We start from the raw sequence: 16999 nt of genomic DNA, 5'->3' as shown, positions 1-16999 counted from the left end.
ATGCGCTATTGGTCACGGAAGACGCCAACCCTTGGCCACCTGATGGCCGGGCTATGCCTGGTACTGGGTGCTTTACTGTGCAGCCTGCCGACTCGGGCCGCCGACATTCTGTTGACCGCCGCCGAAGACAGCCCCGGCGTGCAATCTTTCGCCCGGGCCCTGAGCGAGTTGCGCCCTGCCGACAGCGTGCGCTTCCAGCCACTGCCCCGTCTGCCGGCACCGGGCAAACTGCCCGCCACTACCCGTTTGATCCTGCTTGATCTGCCGAGTCTCGACTGGCGCCTGCAAGAGGCCCGAGGCCCGGCGACACTGGTATTGCGCATCAGTCGCCTGCAAGCGCGCCAACGCCTGGGTGCCACCCTGCCCCCGCACTTGAGCCTGCTGTGGAGCGATCCGCCGCTGGCTCGGCAATTGCGCCTGACCGGTATTCTTCTACCCCAGGCCCGCCGAATCGGCGTGCTCTACGACAGTCACAGTGAGTTTCTCTTGAACGAACTGCGCCAGGCCGCCCTGCCGCTCGGCCTTGAAATCGTCACCGAGCGCTGGGACAACACCAGTGACAGCCGCCCGTTACAGTCTTTGCTGAACAACAGCGACGTGCTGCTGGGACTCGACGATCCCGATTTGTTCAACCCGAAAACCGCGAAAAACCTGTTGCTCAGCAGCTACGCACGGCAACTGGCGCTGATCGGCCCCAATGCCGGTTTCGTCAAGGCCGGGAGCCTGGCCAGTACCTACAGCGATCAGGGCGACTGGCTGGCGATTCTTGACACACTGCTCGACCAGCCACCGGCCAACTGGCCACGCGCGCACTACCCGCAGCGCTTCCAGGTCTTGAGTAATCCACAAGTGGCTCGTTCCTTAGGTATTGAACAGATAGATGAAGCCTCTGTCGCAACACAGTTGGCCGCAGGAGAAAGCCACCCATGACTTTCCATCGTCGCTGGGACATCAACACCCGCACGCAAATCATCAGCCTCGGCCCTGCCCTGTTGCTGACCTTGCTGTTGATCAGTTTCTTCACCTTCGTGCGAATCCAGGACCTGCGCCAGGAACTCAACCACACCGGTCAGTTGATTGCCAACCAACTGGCGCCGGCCACTGAATACGGGGTGATTTCGGGCAACAACGAGGTGCTCGACAGTTTGCTCAAGGCCACGCTGGCCACGCCCAATGTGCGCTTCCTGGAAGTTCAGGACAGCGCCAACCGGATTCTGGTGTACGTCGAACAACCGTCGGAAACCCACACCCGCTCGCATCAGGTCGAAGTCTTCCAGGCCCCGGTGCGACTGCAACGCATTGCGCTGCACAACGACTTTTTCCAGGGCAGCAAAGCCCCCGGCGCCACGCCCACCGAAGATTATCTGGGCCGGGTAATTGTCGGCCTGTCCAACGATGCCTTCAGCCAGCGCCAGCAGGAAATCCTGTTCAAGGCCGGGATTCTGGCAATGTTCGCCCTGCTGTTTACCTTTCTGATCGCCCGGCGCCTGGCAGGTAGCCTGTCGCAGCCAATCCGCGACATCGGTAATGCGGTCAAGGCGATCCAGGACGGCGACTACAAAACTCCGCTGCCGATCGTCGACGACACCGAACTCGGGGCGTTGTCGCAACACATCAACAACCTCGCCAGCGGTCTCGAACAAGCCAGCCGGGAACAGCACCAGGCGATGGCGCAGTTGATCCAGACCCGCGAAGAGGCGGAAAAGGCCAACAACGCAAAAACCGATTTCCTCGCGATGATGAGCCACGAGCTGCGCACCCCGATGAATGGCGTACTGGGCATGCTGCAACTGCTGGAAACCACCGAGATGACCGAGGAGCAGCTCGAATACGCGGCGCTGGCTTCGGAGTCCACCGAACACCTGCTCAAGGTCATCAACGACATTCTCGACTTCTCGCGCATCGAGCGCTCGGAACTGGAACTGGAGCACATACCGTTCAACCTCACGGACCTGATCGGCAGTTGTGCCCAGTCGTTCTCGCACAGCGCCGCACAACGCGGGCTGGACCTGGCACTGCTGACGCCCGATAACATGCGCGCGTTGCAGGTGCAGGGCGACCCGACGCGGATCCGGCAGATCCTGGTCAACCTGGTCGGCAATGCGCTGAAGTTCACCGAGCAAGGTCGCGTCACCATCGAGCCGCAATGGCAGTCGCTGGATCACGAGCTGCTCTGGTTTACCTGCACGGTGCGCGACAGCGGGATCGGAATTTCCAGCGAGAACCTGGAGTCGATGTTCAAAGCCTTCCAGCAGGCCGACAGTTCCATTTCACGGCGCTATGGCGGCACCGGATTGGGGCTCTCCATCGCCCGTACCCTGGCTGAACGCATGGGCGGCACCCTGCGTGCCCAGAGCGAAGAAGGTCGCGGTTCGGTGTTCACGCTGGAAATCCCGCTGGCGATTTGTAAACAGACGCTGCCGATGCTGACGCCACGTACGCCCACCGGCACCGGTGATGGCGAAGGGCGCAATGTACTGCTGGTCGAGGACAATCCGGTCAATCAGACAGTTATCGAGGCAATGTTGCGCAGCCTGGGCTTTACTGTCAGCGTCGCGACGGATGGAGTGCAGGCGGTGCGCAGTGCCGAGAGTCTGATTTTCGAAGCGATCCTGATGGATTGTCGATTGCCGATCATCGATGGCTATGAGGCGACCCGACAGATTCGCCAATTGCCCGGCTGCGCTGGCTTGCCCATCATCGCCCTGACCGCCAATGCCTTGCAGGGCGACCGGGAAGCCTGTTTATCGGCGGGAATGAACGATTACCTGGCCAAGCCCTTCAAACGTACTGATCTGCAGCAGATTCTGCAGCGATGGGTGCAGTAGTGCAGGCCTTTCGGCTATCTGCGACTGGCGTGAAAGGCGAAAGTGCGGCAGTCTTAGGCACCCGAACAGGCCCGAAAAGGGGCTTGAATAAAAATTTCAGTGCACAAGTGTACATTCGTGTCCTTGGTGCTGTGACTTTCACCACAACGCAATAGTCTATGAGTAGGCTGCTGACTCGAGGCATGAATGCTTCGACCGGCCGGGAAGATTTGCCCCACCTGCCGCACGGGACTATTGAGGAGCTCGCATGACCAAACAAAACGCCTTTACCCGGGAAGACCTGCTGCGCTGCAGTCGCGGTGAGCTGTTCGGCCCAGGTAACGCGCAACTGCCCGCCCCGAACATGCTGATGGTCGATCGCATCACCCTGATCAGCGAAGAAGGCGGCAAGTACGGCAAAGGTGAATTGGTCGCCGAGCTGGATATCACTCCGGATCTGTGGTTTTTCGCCTGTCACTTCGAAGGCGACCCGGTGATGCCAGGCTGCCTGGGCCTCGACGCCATGTGGCAATTGGTCGGTTTCTTCCTTGGCTGGCAAGGTCTGCCGGGCCGCGGCCGCGCCCTGGGTTCGGGCGAAGTGAAGTTCTTTGGTCAGGTTCTGCCGACCGCGAAGAAAGTGACCTATAACATTCATATCAAGCGCGTCCTCAAAGGCAAGCTGAACCTGGCCATTGCCGACGGTTCGGTGACTGTCGACGGTCGCGAGATCTATACCGCCGAAGGCCTTCGGGTCGGCGTTTTCACCTCCACTGACAACTTCTAAGGGTTATCCGCATGCGCCGCGTCGTTATCACTGGTCTGGGCATCGTTTCGTGCCTGGGCAATGACAAAGAGACCGTCTCCGCTAACCTGCGTGCAAGCCGCCCTGGCATCCGGTTCAACCCGGAATATGCCGAAATGGGTCTGCGTAGCCAGGTTTCCGGCTCCATTGACCTTCCCCTCGAAGAGCTGATTGACCGCAAGATCTTTCGCTTCGTCGGCCACGCGGCGGCATACGCCTACCTGGCCATGAAAGATGCCATCGCCGACTCCGGTCTGAGTGATGAGCAGGTTTCCAACCCGCGTACCGGCCTGATCGCCGGGTCCGGTGGTGCCTCCACGCTGAACCAGATGGAAGCGCTGGACATCCTGCGCGAGAAAGGCGTGAAGCGCGTCGGCCCATACCGCGTGACGCGGACCATGAGCAGCACCGTTTCCGCCTGCCTGGCCACGCCGTTCAAGATCAAGGGCCTGAACTACTCCATCGCTTCTGCCTGTGCCACCAGTGCTCACTGCATCGGTACTGCCATGGAACAGATCCAGATGGGCAAGCAGGACATCGTGTTCGCCGGCGGCGGTGAAGAAGAACACTGGAGCCAATCGTTCCTGTTCGACGCCATGGGCGCCCTGTCCAGCCAGTACAACGAAACCCCGGAAAAAGCTTCCCGTGCCTACGACGCCAAGCGTGACGGTTTCGTCATCGCCGGCGGTGGCGGCATGGTCGTGGTCGAAGAGCTGGAACACGCTCTGGCCCGCGGCGCGAAGATCTACGCCGAAATCGTTGGCTACGGCGCGACCTCCGACGGTTACGACATGGTCGCCCCAAGCGGCGAAGGCGCCATCCGCTGCATGCAGATGGCCATGTCCACCGTTGACGCTCCGATCGACTACCTGAATACCCACGGCACCTCGACTCCGGTCGGTGATGTCATGGAGATGAAGGGTGTGCGTGAGGTGTTCGGCGACAAGGCTCCGGCCATCAGCTCCACCAAGAGCCTGTCGGGTCACTCCCTGGGCGCCGCCGGCGTTCACGAAGCGATCTACTGCATGCTGATGATGGAAGGCAACTTCATGGCGGGCTCCGCCAACATCGACGAACTGGACCCGGAAGTGGCAGACATGCCGATCCTGACCAAGACTCGCGAAGACGCCACCATCAACACCGTGATGAGCAACAGCTTCGGTTTCGGTGGCACCAATGCCACGCTGGTACTGAAGCGCTGGGCAGGTAAGTAATACCCCGCCGCTCTGCTGCACACAAAAACGCCCCGACTGGTTCGGGGCGTTTTTTTTGTGCCTGTCATAAGTAGTCAGGCCGAACACAAATCCTGTGGGAGCTGGCTTGCCTGCGATAGCGGAGGATCAGGCAACATAGATGTTTTCGGTGCCGACGCCATCGCAGGCAAGCCAGCTCCCACAGGTATTGCGGCGTTCAATCCATCAGGCTCGAAGAGAGTTTTGTGCCTCGCCAACATGAAGCTTTTGTCATGAAACTTAACGCCCTGCGACCGAATGCCGCGTGTTTAGCGGGCTGCAGGACTTTTGCCGATTTCGCAAAAATTCGTTATCGAATCCAGTCGTTTACTTAGCAAGCTACCAAAATATATAACAAAGGCCTGCACACGCCTTGCTGCAGATAACAGAGATTGGAGCTAGCAGATGACTGTAAAAGTAACTGAACGCGACGATTCACATAAATCCCATGAAGGCGTAGCCGCCGGTATCCGGATCTGGGATGTACATCAACAAGACATGCTGGTGGGAATGTTTCATTCCGAAACCGATGCCCACAGCTACAAGGCCGAACTGGAAAAACAGGAGCAGCAACGCGAGTTACTCACCGCCTAGGCGCGGAGCATAAGCAATGACAGCATTGAAAACGACAAACCCCGCCATGAGCGGGGTTTGTCGTTGTTGCAGCCTTTATCGGCTTACCACATCAGATCGTCCGGGATCTGGTAGGCCGCGTACGGATCGTCTTCGGCGGCCGCTTCTTCGGTCTGCACATTCAACTGCACGATACGTTGCGGATCGCGCTCCTGAATCTTCAGGGCCGCCTCACGCGGGATCACTTCGTAGCCGCCGGCATGGTGCACGATTGCCAGCGAACCGTTGCTGAGCTTGTTGCGCATCAGCGTATTGACGGAGAGACGCTTGACCTTCTTGTCGTCAACGAAGTTGTAGTAATCCTCGGTGGTCAGCTTTGGCAGGCGCGAGACTTCGATCAATTGCTTGACCTGGGCGGCGCGGGCTTTCGCTTCGGCCTTCTCCTGTTGCTGACGGTTCAGCTCCTGGTCGCGCTTGACCTTCTCGGCCATGGCTTCCTGAGCCGCCCGCTGCTGCGAGTCATCCAGTTCGATCTGGCCTTTGTGGGCCAGACGTTGCTGCTTCTGTTTTTCTTTGCCGACCTGCTTGGCCTGCTTCTGGTTGACCAGCCCTGCTTTGAGCAACTGGTCGCGAAGGGAAATGCTCATGGTGCTTATTTCTCACTTAGGCAACTGCTCAACCGCAGCTGGGCATATTCTTTTCCTGACGTTTGGCTTCGCCCCACAAGGCGTCCAACTCTTCGAGGGTGCAATCTTCCATGGGACGGTGGGTGTCGCGCAATGCCTGTTCGATAAATCGGAAGCGTCTTTCGAACTTGCTGTTGGCACCACGCAAGGCAGTTTCCGGGTCGACCTTGAGATGACGCGCCAGATTGACCACGGAAAACAGCAGATCACCGACTTCATCGGCAATCGCTGCCGAGTCATTGTCGGCCATGGCTTCAAGCACTTCATCGAGCTCTTCGCGCACTTTGTCGAGCACCGGCAAGGCGTCAGGCCAGTCGAAACCGACCTGCCCTGCGCGCTTCTGCAACTTCGCCGAACGGGACAATGCCGGCAGTGCCGCAGGCACGTCATCGAGCAAGGACAGCTGTTCGGGCGCCGAAGATTTCTCCGCCCGTTCTTCAGCCTTGATTTCTTCCCAGCGCTGCTTGACCTGTTCTTCACTCAGGCGCGGAACATCCAGCGGTGCGTACAGATCCCCGGTGGGGAACACGTGAGGATGGCGGCGGATCAACTTGCGGGTGATGCTGTCGACCACGCCAGCGAATTCGAAGCGCCCTTCTTCCCGGGCCAGCTGGCTGTAATAAACCACCTGGAACAGCAAATCCCCCAACTCCCCCTGCAAGTGATCGAAATCACCGCGTTCGATGGCGTCGGCGACTTCGTAGGCCTCTTCAAGGGTGTGCGGGACGATGGTGGCGTAGGTTTGCCTGATGTCCCACGGGCAACCGTACTGCGGGTCGCGCAGGCGGTTCATCAGGTGCAGCAAGTCTTCAAGGCTGTACATCTATTTCTCTCACAGCAAAAAACCTTGTGGGAGCGAGCTTGCTCGCGATGACGTCGGCACATTCAACATTAATGTATCCTTCAAATTGCCATCGCGAGCAAGCTCGCTCCCACATAAAACCGTCCCGCATAGATCATCACGGCGTGCGGTTACGCCGGGTTTCGATGATGTTCGGCAACTGGGAAATCCGTCCCAGCAACCGCCCCAGTGCATCCAGCCCCGGAATCTCGATGGTCAGGGACATCAACGCGGTGTTGTCCTCCTTGTTCGAGCGGGTATTGACCGCCAGCACATTGATCCGCTCGTTGAGCAGCACTTGCGAAACGTCACGCAGCAAGCCGGACCGGTCATAGGCCCGGATGATGATGTCCACCGGGTAGGTGAGCACCGGCACCGGCCCCCAGCTGACCTGGATGATCCGCTCAGGCTCGCGCCCGCCCAATTGCAATACCGAGGCGCAGTCCTGACGGTGAATGCTCACACCGCGGCCCACGGTGATGTAACCGACGATTGCATCCCCTGGCAACGGCTGGCAGCAGCCGGCCATCTGCGTCATCAGGTTGCCGACGCCCTGGATCTGGATATCGCCGCGCTTGCCCGGTTTGTAACCGGTGGCCTTGCGTGGAATCAGTTCCAGCTGTTCGTTGCCGCGTTCCGGTTCAACCAGTTGCTGCGCCAGGTTCACCAGTTGTGCCAGACGCAAATCGCCTGCGCCCAATGCGGCGAACATGTCTTCGGCCATTTTCATGTTGGCCTTTTCGGCCAGCTTGTCAAAATCTACCGCTGGCAGACCGAGGCGGTTGAGTTCGCGCTCCAGCAAGGTTTTACCGGCGGCGACGTTCTGATCGCGCGCCTGCAATTTGAACCAGTGAACGATCTTCGCCCGTGCACGCGAGGTGGTGATGTAACCCAGGTTCGGGTTCAGCCAGTCGCGGCTCGGGGTGCCGTGCTTGCTGGTGATGATCTCGACCTGTTCACCGGTTTGCAGGCTGTAGTTGAGCGGCACGATGCGCCCGTTGATCTTCGCGCCACGGCAGTTGTGACCGATTTCGGTGTGTACGCGGTAGGCGAAGTCCAGTGGCGTCGCGCCCTTTGGCAAATCGATGGCGTGACCGTCCGGGGTGAAGATGTAGACCCGGTCCGGTTCGATATCGACCCGCAGCTGTTCTGCCAGGCCGCCAATGTCGCCCAGCTCTTCATGCCATTCGAGGACCTGACGCAGCCAGGAGATTTTCTCTTCGTAGTGGTTGGAGCCGGATTTGACGTCGGTGCCCTTGTAGCGCCAGTGCGCGCACACGCCCAGCTCGGCTTCTTCGTGCATGGCGTGGGTGCGGATCTGCACTTCCAGCACCTTGCCCTCGGGCCCGATCACCGCGGTGTGCAGCGAGCGGTAGCCGTTCTCCTTGGGGTTGGCGATGTAGTCGTCGAATTCCTTCGGGATGTGCCGCCACAACGTGTGGACGATGCCGAGTGCGGTGTAGCAGTCGCGCATTTCCGGCACCAGCACACGAACGGCGCGCACGTCGTAGATCTGGCTGAACTCCAGTCCCTTGCGCTGCATTTTGCGCCAGATCGAATAGATGTGCTTGGCCCGGCCGCTTATATCGGCATCGACACCGGTGGCCTGCAATTCGACTTTCAGCTGGTTCATCACATCGGCGATGAAACGCTCGCGATCCAGGCGCCGCTCGTGGAGCAGCTTGGCAATCTGCTTGTACTGGTCGGGCTCGAGGTAACGGAAGGACAAGTCCTCCAGCTCCCACTTGATGTGACCGATACCGAGACGGTGAGCCAGGGGCGCATAGATGTCGAAGACTTCACGGGCCACGCGGTTGCGTTTCTCGTCGTCGGCGGTTTTCACCGCACGGATCGCGCAGGTACGCTCGGCCAATTTGATCAGCGCGACGCGTACGTCGTCGACCATGGCAACCAGCATTTTGCGCAGGTTTTCCACCTGGCCCTGGGTGCCCAGTACCAGGGATTGACGGGGGCTGAGGCTGGCGCTGATCGCCGCCATGCGCAACACACCGTCGATGAGTTTGGCGACCACCGGACCGAAGCGCTGGCTCACCGCCGGCAGTTCGATCTGGCCTTCGCGCACGCCGCGGTACAAGACCGCGGCAACCAACGAATCCTGATCGAGTTTGAGGTCGGCGAGAATCTCGGCGATCTCAAGGCCCGCGCGGAAACTCGAGGTCCCTTCGGACCAGAGATTTTTCGCCGCATTGGCCTGTTGCTCAGATGCGCGAGCGAACTCGCACGCTTCCTTCAAGGCTTCGCGATCCAGTGCCAGATCGACACTGACCGCGTGATCGAGCCAAGCCTCGAGATTGATACTGCCGTCGGTGTTGATCGGCTGGTGTGCTCTCACCTGTACCATCTTGCTTACCTTCCCTAAGACGCAGATTCAATGCGTCAAAATCGCTGACCTTCGCTGCCCATGAGCCCACGTCGGGCTGGTGCGCGGCTTCACGGGCGGGCCAGTCGGACCAGACGAGCCTTCCTAGCTCGCTTCAAATAACGCCATGGCCTCGACATGTGCCGTTTGAGGAAACATATCGAGAATCCCGGCACGTTTTAACCGGTAGCCCTGTTTGATCAATTCGACCGTGTCACGCGCCAGGGTTGCAGGGTTGCATGACACATACACCAACCGTTTGGCGCCCAACGACTTGAGCTTGCGCACGACCTCGAAAGCACCGTCACGGGGTGGGTCCAAGAGTACCGCACAAAAGCCTTCGCGCGCCCATTCGGCATCGGTCAAAGGCTGGGATAAATCGGCCTGAAAAAATTTCGTGTTATGCAGATTGTTGCTAGCGGCGTTCGCGGCTGCCCGCTCGACCATCGCCTGCACGCCTTCCACTGCCACCACTTCACGAACGGCCTTGGCCAGCGGCAAGGCAAAGTTACCTAATCCACAGAATAGATCGAGAACTCGTTCATCCGCCGTCGGCTTCAGCCACTCCAACGCCTGGACGATCATCGCTTCGTTGACCCCGGCGTTGACCTGGATGAAATCCCCTGGGCGGTACGCCAGGTTCAAATCCCACTGTTCAAGTCGATAACCCAACGACTGGTCAGCCTCGACCGGTTGCGGTTCCCCATCACCGTGCAGCCACAATTGGGCTTCATGGAACGCGCAGAAATCCTTGAGAATCGTCATGTCGGCGTCGGACAGCGGCGCCATGTGCCGCAGCAACACCGCCAACGACGAACCGCTGAACAACTCCACATGCCCCAGCGCCTGAGGTTTGCTCAAGCGCCGCAACATCTCCGGCAAGCGGGTCATGATCGGTTGCAAGGGCCGTACCAGCACCGAACATTCGTTGATCGCAACGATGTCCTGACTGCCCGCCGCGCGGAAACCGACTTCGAGCTTTTTCGCCTTCATGTCCCAGCGCACCGCCACTCGGGCGCGACGCCGGTAACCGAATTCCGGACCGCTCAACGGCGCTGCCCATTCTTCGGGTTCGACACCGGCGACCTTCGACAATTGTTCGGCGAGCATGCGCTGTTTCAGGGCGAGTTGTTCGTTGTGCGGCAGATGTTGCACGCTGCAACCGCCGCAGCGACCGGCATGCGGACACGGTGCCGGGCGGCGCAGTTCGCTGGCCTGGAACACCCGTTCGGTGCGCGCTTCGACCACTTTGCCGTGGGCACCGAGAACACGCGCCTCGATGTCTTCACCGGCCAATGCGCCGATGACGAACCAGGTGCGACCTTCGACAAACGCGATGCCGCGACCGTCGTTGGCCAGGCGCTCGATGGTCAGGCGCTGCTTTTTGCCGGTCGGGATTTGCGCGGCCTTGCTGCCGCCGGTGGGCTGGAAGCGCAGGCTTCTCTCTTGCTTGGCCATCAGTTGGGCGCGTCGAAAATGCCGGTCGACAAGTAACGGTCGCCACGGTCGCAGATGATCGCGACGATCACCGCGTTTTCAACTTCTTGGGACAAACGCAGCATGGCTGCCACGGCACCGCCCGAGGACACGCCGCAGAAGATGCCTTCTTCGCGGGCCAGACGGCGGGTCACGTCTTCGGCTTCGCTTTGTGCCATGTCGACGATCCGGTCCACGCGCTCGGCCTGATAGATCTTCGGCAGGTATTCCTGCGGCCAGCGACGGATGCCCGGAATCGCCGAGCCTTCCATCGGTTGCAGACCGATGATCTGCACGCTCTCGTTCTGCTCTTTCAAGTAGCGCGAGACGCCCATGATGGTACCGGTGGTGCCCATGGAACTGACGAAATGGGTGATGGTGCCTTCGGTCTGACGCCAGATTTCCGGGCCGGTGGTGGTGTAGTGCGCCTCGGGGTTGTCCCCGTTGGCAAACTGATCCAGCACCTTGCCACGGCCTTCGGCCTGCATCCGATCGGCGAGGTCGCGGGCGCCTTCCATGCCCTCTTCCTGAGTGACCAGAATCAGCTCGGCGCCATAGGCGGTCATCGCCGCCTTGCGCTCGGCACTGGAGCTGTCGGGCATGATCAGGATCATCTTGTAACCCTTGATCGCGGCGGCCATCGCCAGGGCGATCCCGGTATTGCCCGAGGTCGCCTCGATCAGCGTATCGCCGACGTGGATCTGCCCGCGCAATTCGGCGCGGGTGATCATCGACAACGCCGGACGGTCCTTGACCGAACCCGCCGGATTATTCCCTTCGAGCTTGAGCAAAAGGGTGTTGCTGGTGGCGCCGGGCAGGCGCTGCAAACGAACCAGCGGAGTGTTGCCGACGCAATCGGCGATGGTTGGGTACTGCAAGGTCATGGTGTGTATTCGCAATCCAGACTGCGGGGGCGCCTATCATACCGGCAAACGTTCGCAGGCCATATCACGCAAAGTACGGTGCTTATGGCTTATGGGAATAAGGGAAGGATTGTGGTGGATCGCAGTGCCTCTTCGCGAGCAGGCTCGCTCCCACAGGGGATCTGAGGTGATCAGATAATTTGTGGCCGACACCCATCCACTGTGGGAGCGAGCCTGCTCGCGAAGGCGTCATCACTGACACCACCGACATCAGCCACCAACCGCATATTCAGCCGCAACCCCGCCCCAGTGTTCTCAGCCCAAAGCCTCCCACCCTGCCGCTGCACCGCATTCCTGGCGATACTCAACCCCAACCCGAACCCACCATTCCCCGGCCGCGCGCCGTCAAGCCGGATGAACGGCGAGAAGATCCGTTCCAGATCCGCCTCAGCCACCCCGCCGCCCTCGTCCTCCAGCCACAAATGCCAGAAATCACCATCGCGCCGTCCGTCCAGACGCACGACGCCGCCTTTGGGGGAATGACGAATGGCATTGCGCAGGATATTTTCCAGCGCCTGAGCCAGGGTATTGAGATTGCCGCGCACCCAGCAGGACGAATCCACCGCACATTGCAACTGAATCGCCGGCCAGCCACTTTCATAGCAGGCGTTTTCCGTGAGCATTTCCCACAGCGCCTGGATCTGGATCGCTTCGTCGGGCAAAGGCGCGCGCTCGGTGTCGAGCCACGCCAGTTGCAGAGCATCCTCCACCAGCCGCTGCATCCCGTCGACTTCCCGACCAATGCGTTCGCGCAATTGCGTCAGCCCCTGCTCGCTCTCGCTGGCCACCCGCAGGCGGCTCAGCGGCGTGCGCAGCTCGTGGGACAGATCGCGCAGCAATTGTTGTTGCAGGGCCACGGTACTTTGCAGGCGTTCGGACATGTGATCGAAGGCTCGGCCCAGCTCACCCAACTCATCGGAACGGTTGGTCGTGCGGCGCGACAGGCGCACGCCCAACTGGTCGGCACGCCACGCATTGGCCTGCTCGCGCAGGTTATTGAGGGGGACTACCAGCAGCCGATACAGCCCGACGCACAGCAGCAAGGTGAACAGTCCGGGGATGACGCCGTTGGTGATCACGCGCCAGAACACCCGGTAGCGCCCGGGTTTAAAACGTTGGGGCAGTTCAATTACCAGACTGCCGACGGTCGGGTCGTTGGGAAACGGCACCCGCAGCCACGGCAGGCCTTTTTTATGGATGGGCCAGTCCAGGCCGCGCAGAAAGGTCAGGCGCTGGATGTCCTTATCCGATAGCGGCAGGCTGCTCAACGACTGCAAATCACCGCCAATGACGCCAACCCAGCCTCTTTCGCGCTGTTGCATGCTTTGCAGCCATGCATCGACGCCAGCGTCCTGCCGCTGCTGCCACGCCTGCTCGGCCTCGGCGGCATAGCGCGTCAGGGTGGCTCGGGCGTCATCCGACAGGAACTGGTTTCGCTGTTCCATATAGCGGCCCCAAGACCAGCTCAACCAGATCATCAGCAGGCAGAACGCCACCAGCAAAAATGCCAGCTTCCAGAACAGCGAATGCCGGCCCGGCAGATCAGACCATTTCATCGACAGCACTCAATACATAGCCCTTGCCCCAGACCGTGCGCACTTCCCGCTCGGTGTAGCCGATGACCTTGAGCTTGCGGCGGATCTGGCTGATGTGCATGTCGAGGCTGCGGTCATGGGCCGCGTAACCGCGTTGCAGCACATGTTGATAAAGGAAGGCCTTGCTCAGCACTTCATCGCCATTGCGGTTCAGTGTTTCCAGCAACCGATACTCGCTACGGGTCAGCCCGGCAGCGTGGTCGGCGTAAAAGACGTCAAAGAGCTCATCATCGAACCGCAGGCTGTCCGCCGCAGGGACGACCGGTGCAGGCGCCGGCCGCCGGTCGAGCGCCACCCGCCGCAGGATCGCTTCGATGCGCACCCGCAACTCGGCCATGCTGAAGGGTTTGGGCAAATAATCATCGGCGCCCAGGCGAAAGCCGCTGATGCGATCCGCCTCGGCGCCGAGCGCGGACATCAGCACCACCGGAGTCGAATGGCTCTGGCGCAATTGCGTCAGCACGTTCAACCCGTCCATGCCCGGCAACAGAATGTCCATCAGTACCACATCGAAGGCTTGCTGGCGGGCAATGGCCAGGCCTTCCTGACCGTTCTGGCACCAGGTCACCTGAAACCCGCAACGTCCCAGGTGCTCATGAACATAGGCACCGAGCACGAGGTCGTCTTCGATGGAAAGGATGCGAGGGTGGCCAATAGAGATGGGAGTCATGAGTATCTGCAAATAATTCTCAATTGGCGATTATTCAAGATTGCCTCGCCAGGGGCAACCCAAGGTTTGCCCACGACGCAAAAGCAGGCCTGCGGCCGACGAATGACTACTTCAATTTTACCGGATGGCCCGCGATCAAATCGCTACACTGCGCAGGTGGTGCGTGCCGGATGTACGTGCAGGTCATTGAATAGCGGGATGCAGGAGAGAGGCGTGCTCAAGAAACTGGGAATTAAAGGCCGCGTGCTGTTGCTGACCCTGTTGCCGACCAGCCTGATGGCGTTGGTACTGGGTGGCTACTTTACCTGGATGCAGCAGTCCGACCTGCAAGCCCAACTCATGCAGCGTGGCGAAATGATCGCCGAACAGCTGGCGCCCCTGGCGGCCCCGGCCATGGGTCACCAGAACAACGAGCTGCTGGAGCGCATCGCCACCCAGGCACTGGAGCAGCCGGACGTTCGCGCGGTAACCTTCCTCGCGCCCGACCGCACGCTACTGGCCCATGCCGGCCCGCTCATGCTCAATCCTGCCCCTCTGGGCAACGGCTCGCAGATGCTGCATCGCAGCGGCAACGATGCGACTCGCTACCTGCTGCCGGTATTCGGCAAGCACCGCAATCTGGCCGGCGACCTGATCCCTGATGAAGCCGACCGCCTGCTCGGCTGGGTGGAACTCGAACTGTCCCACAACGGCATGCTGCTGCGCGGTTACCGCAGCCTGTTCGCCAGCCTGCTGCTGATCGGCGCGGGCCTGGGCGGTGCGGCACTGCTGGCGTTGCGCATGGGCCGGACCATCAACCGGCCGCTGGGCCAGATCAAGCAAGCCGTGACAAAACTCAAGGACGGGCATCTGGAAACCCGCCTGCCGCCTCTCGGCAGTCAGGAGCTGGATGAACTGGCGTCCGGAATCAACCGCATGGCCGGCACCCTGCAAAATGCCCAGGAAGAATTGCAGCACAGCATCGACCAGGCCACCGAAGATGTGCGCCAGAATCTGGAAACCATCGAAATCCAGAACATCGAGCTCGACCTGGCGCGCAAGGAAGCCCTGGAAGCCAGCCGGATCAAATCCGAATTCCTGGCCAACATGAGCCATGAAATCCGCACGCCGCTCAACGGCATACTCGGCTTCACCCATCTGCTGCAAAAAAGCGAGCTGACCCCGCGCCAGCTCGACTACCTGGGCACCATCGAAAAGTCCGCCGACAGCCTGCTGGGGATCATCAACGAGATCCTCGACTTTTCCAAGATCGAGGCCGGCAAATTGGTGCTCGACCATATTCCGTTCAATCTGCGCGACCTGTTGCAGGACACCCTCACCATCCTCGCCCCGGCCGCCCACGCCAAACAGCTGGAGCTGGTGAGCCTGGTATATCGCGACACGCCGCTGTCGCTGGTGGGTGATCCGCTGCGGCTCAAGCAGATCCTCACCAACCTGGTCAGCAACGCGATCAAATTCACCCGTGAAGGCACCATTGTCGCCCGGGCCATGCTCGAAGAAGAGCATGAGGACAGCGTGCAGTTGCGCATCAGCATCCAGGACACCGGCATCGGCCTGTCGAACCAGGACGTGCGCGCGCTGTTCCAGGCGTTCAGCCAGGCCGACAACTCGCTGTCCCGACAGCCTGGCGGCACCGGTCTTGGCCTGGTGATTTCCAAGCGCTTGATCGAACAGATGGGTGGCGAAATCGGGGTCGACAGCACGCCGGGCGAAGGTTCGGAGTTCTGGATCAGCCTGAGCCTGCCAAAAACCCGCGACGACGCCGAAGACCTGCCGGGTCCGCCGCTGCTCGGACGCCGGGTGGCGGTGCTGGAAAACCACGAGTTGGCCCGTCAGGCGTTACAGCATCAACTGGAAGACTGCGGTCTGGAAGTCACCCCGTTCAATACCCTGGAAAGCCTGACCAATGGCGTGACCGGCGCACATCAGACCGATCAGGCGATTGACCTGGCGGTGCTGGGCATCACCAGCAACGACATGCCGCCGGAGCGCCTCAACCAGCACATCTGGGACCTCGAACACCTGGGCTGCAAGGTGCTGGTGCTGTGCCCGACCACCGAACAGACGCTGTTCCACCTCTCGGTCCCCAACCCGCACAGCCAGCTTCAGGCCAAACCGGCCTGCACCCGCAAACTGCGACGGGCCCTGTCCGACCTGGTCAACCCGCGCCAGTTGCGTAGTGAGCCGGGCGAACCGTTGTCCAGCCGTGCGCCAAAGGTGCTGTGTGTCGACGACAACCCGGCCAACCTGTTGCTGGTGCAGACCCTGCTCGAAGACATGGGCGCCAAGGTGCTTGCGGTGGAAAGTGGTTACGCCGCGGTGAAGGCGGTGCAGAGCGAGACCTTCGATCTGGTGCTGATGGACGTGCAGATGCCAGGCATGGACGGACGCCAGAGCACCGAAGCGATACGTCAGTGGGAAAGCGAACGGCATTGCACGCCGCTGCCGATCGTGGCCCTCACCGCCCACGCCATGGCCAACGAAAAACGCGCACTGCTGCAAAGCGGCATGGACGATTACCTGACCAAACCGATCAGCGAACGGCAACTGGCGCAGGTGGTGTTGAAGTGGACCGGCCTGGCGCTGCGCAATCATGGGCCGGAGCGTTCCAGCGACAGCCATGGCGGCGACCATGAGTTGCAGGTGCTCGATCACGAAGAAGGTTTACGCCTGGCCGCCGGCAAGGCTGATCTGGCGGCGGACATGCTGGCGATGCTGCTGGCGTCATTGGAAGCCGACCGCGAAGCCATTCGCTGCGCTCGGGAAACCAATGACCAGAACGCCCTGATCGAGCGCGTTCATCGGCTGCACGGCGCGACCCGCTATTGCGGCGTGCCGCAACTGCGCGCCGCCTGCCAGCGCAGCGAAACCCTGCTCAAGCAACAGGACCCGAAAGCCCCCGGCGCCCTGGAAGAACTCGATCGGGCGATCAACCGCCTGGCCGCCCATGCCCGTATCAACGCTTGAACTGACCCATTACCGCAACCCATTGTAGGAGCTGGCTTGCCAGCGAA

General features: G+C 60.7%; 13 protein-coding genes. 6 read left to right on the top strand and 7 right to left on the bottom strand.

Going from position 1 to position 16999, the window contains the following annotated elements; all coding sequences use genetic code 11:
* The 5 genes from ACA067_RS06390 (at position 1) to ACA067_RS06370 (ending at position 5435) form a co-directional block, all read left to right on the top strand.
* Positions 1 to 930: an ABC transporter substrate-binding protein gene (locus ACA067_RS06390; protein ID WP_497461047.1), complete on the top strand. Its 930-nt coding sequence runs from the start codon at positions 1 to 3 to the stop codon at positions 928 to 930.
* Entirely contained in the window at positions 927 to 2828 is a 1902-nt protein-coding gene (locus ACA067_RS06385) for an ATP-binding protein (RefSeq protein WP_497461046.1), read from the top strand. The genes ACA067_RS06390 and ACA067_RS06385 overlap by 4 nt, the downstream gene beginning before the upstream one ends.
* Before the next feature lie 247 nt (positions 2829 to 3075).
* Positions 3076 to 3591 (top strand): 3-hydroxyacyl-[acyl-carrier-protein] dehydratase FabA, encoded by a 516-nt coding sequence (gene fabA / locus ACA067_RS06380; RefSeq protein WP_003179264.1) that lies wholly within the window; start codon positions 3076 to 3078, stop codon positions 3589 to 3591.
* An 11-nt stretch (positions 3592 to 3602) separates the two neighbouring features.
* Positions 3603 to 4823, top strand: coding sequence for a beta-ketoacyl-ACP synthase I (gene fabB / locus ACA067_RS06375; protein WP_497461045.1), 1221 nt, complete (start codon positions 3603 to 3605; stop codon positions 4821 to 4823).
* Positions 4824 to 5246: 423 nt separating this feature from the next.
* Positions 5247 to 5435 (top strand): hypothetical protein, encoded by a 189-nt coding sequence (locus tag ACA067_RS06370; protein WP_497461044.1) that lies wholly within the window; start codon positions 5247 to 5249, stop codon positions 5433 to 5435.
* An 83-nt stretch (positions 5436 to 5518) separates the two neighbouring features.
* Here the strand turns inward: ACA067_RS06370 and ACA067_RS06365 are convergent, their stop codons facing one another.
* The 7 genes from ACA067_RS06365 to ACA067_RS06335 form a co-directional block, all read right to left on the bottom strand.
* Positions 5519 to 6061: a DUF2058 domain-containing protein gene (locus tag ACA067_RS06365; RefSeq protein ID WP_084321993.1), complete on the bottom strand. Its 543-nt coding sequence runs from the start codon at positions 6059 to 6061 to the stop codon at positions 5519 to 5521.
* Between the two features lie 28 nt (positions 6062 to 6089).
* The gene (mazG, locus tag ACA067_RS06360; RefSeq protein WP_497461043.1) at positions 6090 to 6923 is read right to left on the bottom strand and encodes a nucleoside triphosphate pyrophosphohydrolase; all 834 of its coding nucleotides are present in this window, start codon (positions 6921 to 6923) and stop codon (positions 6090 to 6092) included.
* Between the two features lie 136 nt (positions 6924 to 7059).
* Positions 7060 to 9303, bottom strand: coding sequence for a GTP diphosphokinase (gene relA / locus ACA067_RS06355; protein WP_497461042.1), 2244 nt, complete (start codon positions 9301 to 9303; stop codon positions 7060 to 7062).
* Between the two features lie 123 nt (positions 9304 to 9426).
* Complete coding sequence (gene rlmD / locus ACA067_RS06350; RefSeq protein WP_497461041.1) at positions 9427 to 10779, bottom strand: 23S rRNA (uracil(1939)-C(5))-methyltransferase RlmD; 1353 nt, start codon at positions 10777 to 10779, stop codon at positions 9427 to 9429.
* Positions 10779 to 11681 (bottom strand): cysteine synthase CysM, encoded by a 903-nt coding sequence (gene cysM, locus ACA067_RS06345; RefSeq protein ID WP_497461040.1) that lies wholly within the window; start codon positions 11679 to 11681, stop codon positions 10779 to 10781. The genes rlmD and cysM overlap by 1 nt, the downstream gene beginning before the upstream one ends.
* A gap of 170 nt (positions 11682 to 11851) precedes the next feature.
* Positions 11852 to 13276: a histidine kinase sensor domain-containing protein gene (locus ACA067_RS06340; protein ID WP_497461039.1), complete on the bottom strand. Its 1425-nt coding sequence runs from the start codon at positions 13274 to 13276 to the stop codon at positions 11852 to 11854.
* Positions 13263 to 13985 carry a response regulator transcription factor gene (locus tag ACA067_RS06335; protein WP_497461038.1) on the bottom strand — a complete coding sequence of 241 codons (723 nt, stop codon included), beginning with the start codon at positions 13983 to 13985 and terminating at the stop codon, positions 13263 to 13265. Before ACA067_RS06335 ends, ACA067_RS06340 begins: the two co-directional genes overlap by 14 nt.
* 213 nt (positions 13986 to 14198) lie before the next feature.
* Between ACA067_RS06335 and ACA067_RS06330 the strand changes: the two genes are divergently transcribed.
* The gene (locus tag ACA067_RS06330) at positions 14199 to 16952 is read left to right on the top strand and encodes a response regulator (RefSeq protein WP_497461037.1); all 2754 of its coding nucleotides are present in this window, start codon (positions 14199 to 14201) and stop codon (positions 16950 to 16952) included.
* Positions 16953 to 16999 lie beyond the last annotated feature (47 nt).

The sequence above is a fragment of the Pseudomonas sp. LBUM1674 genome (genome assembly GCF_059695635.1).
The sequence above is the reverse complement of the archived record's forward strand: the minus strand, read 5'-3'. Positions and strand labels throughout refer to the sequence as shown.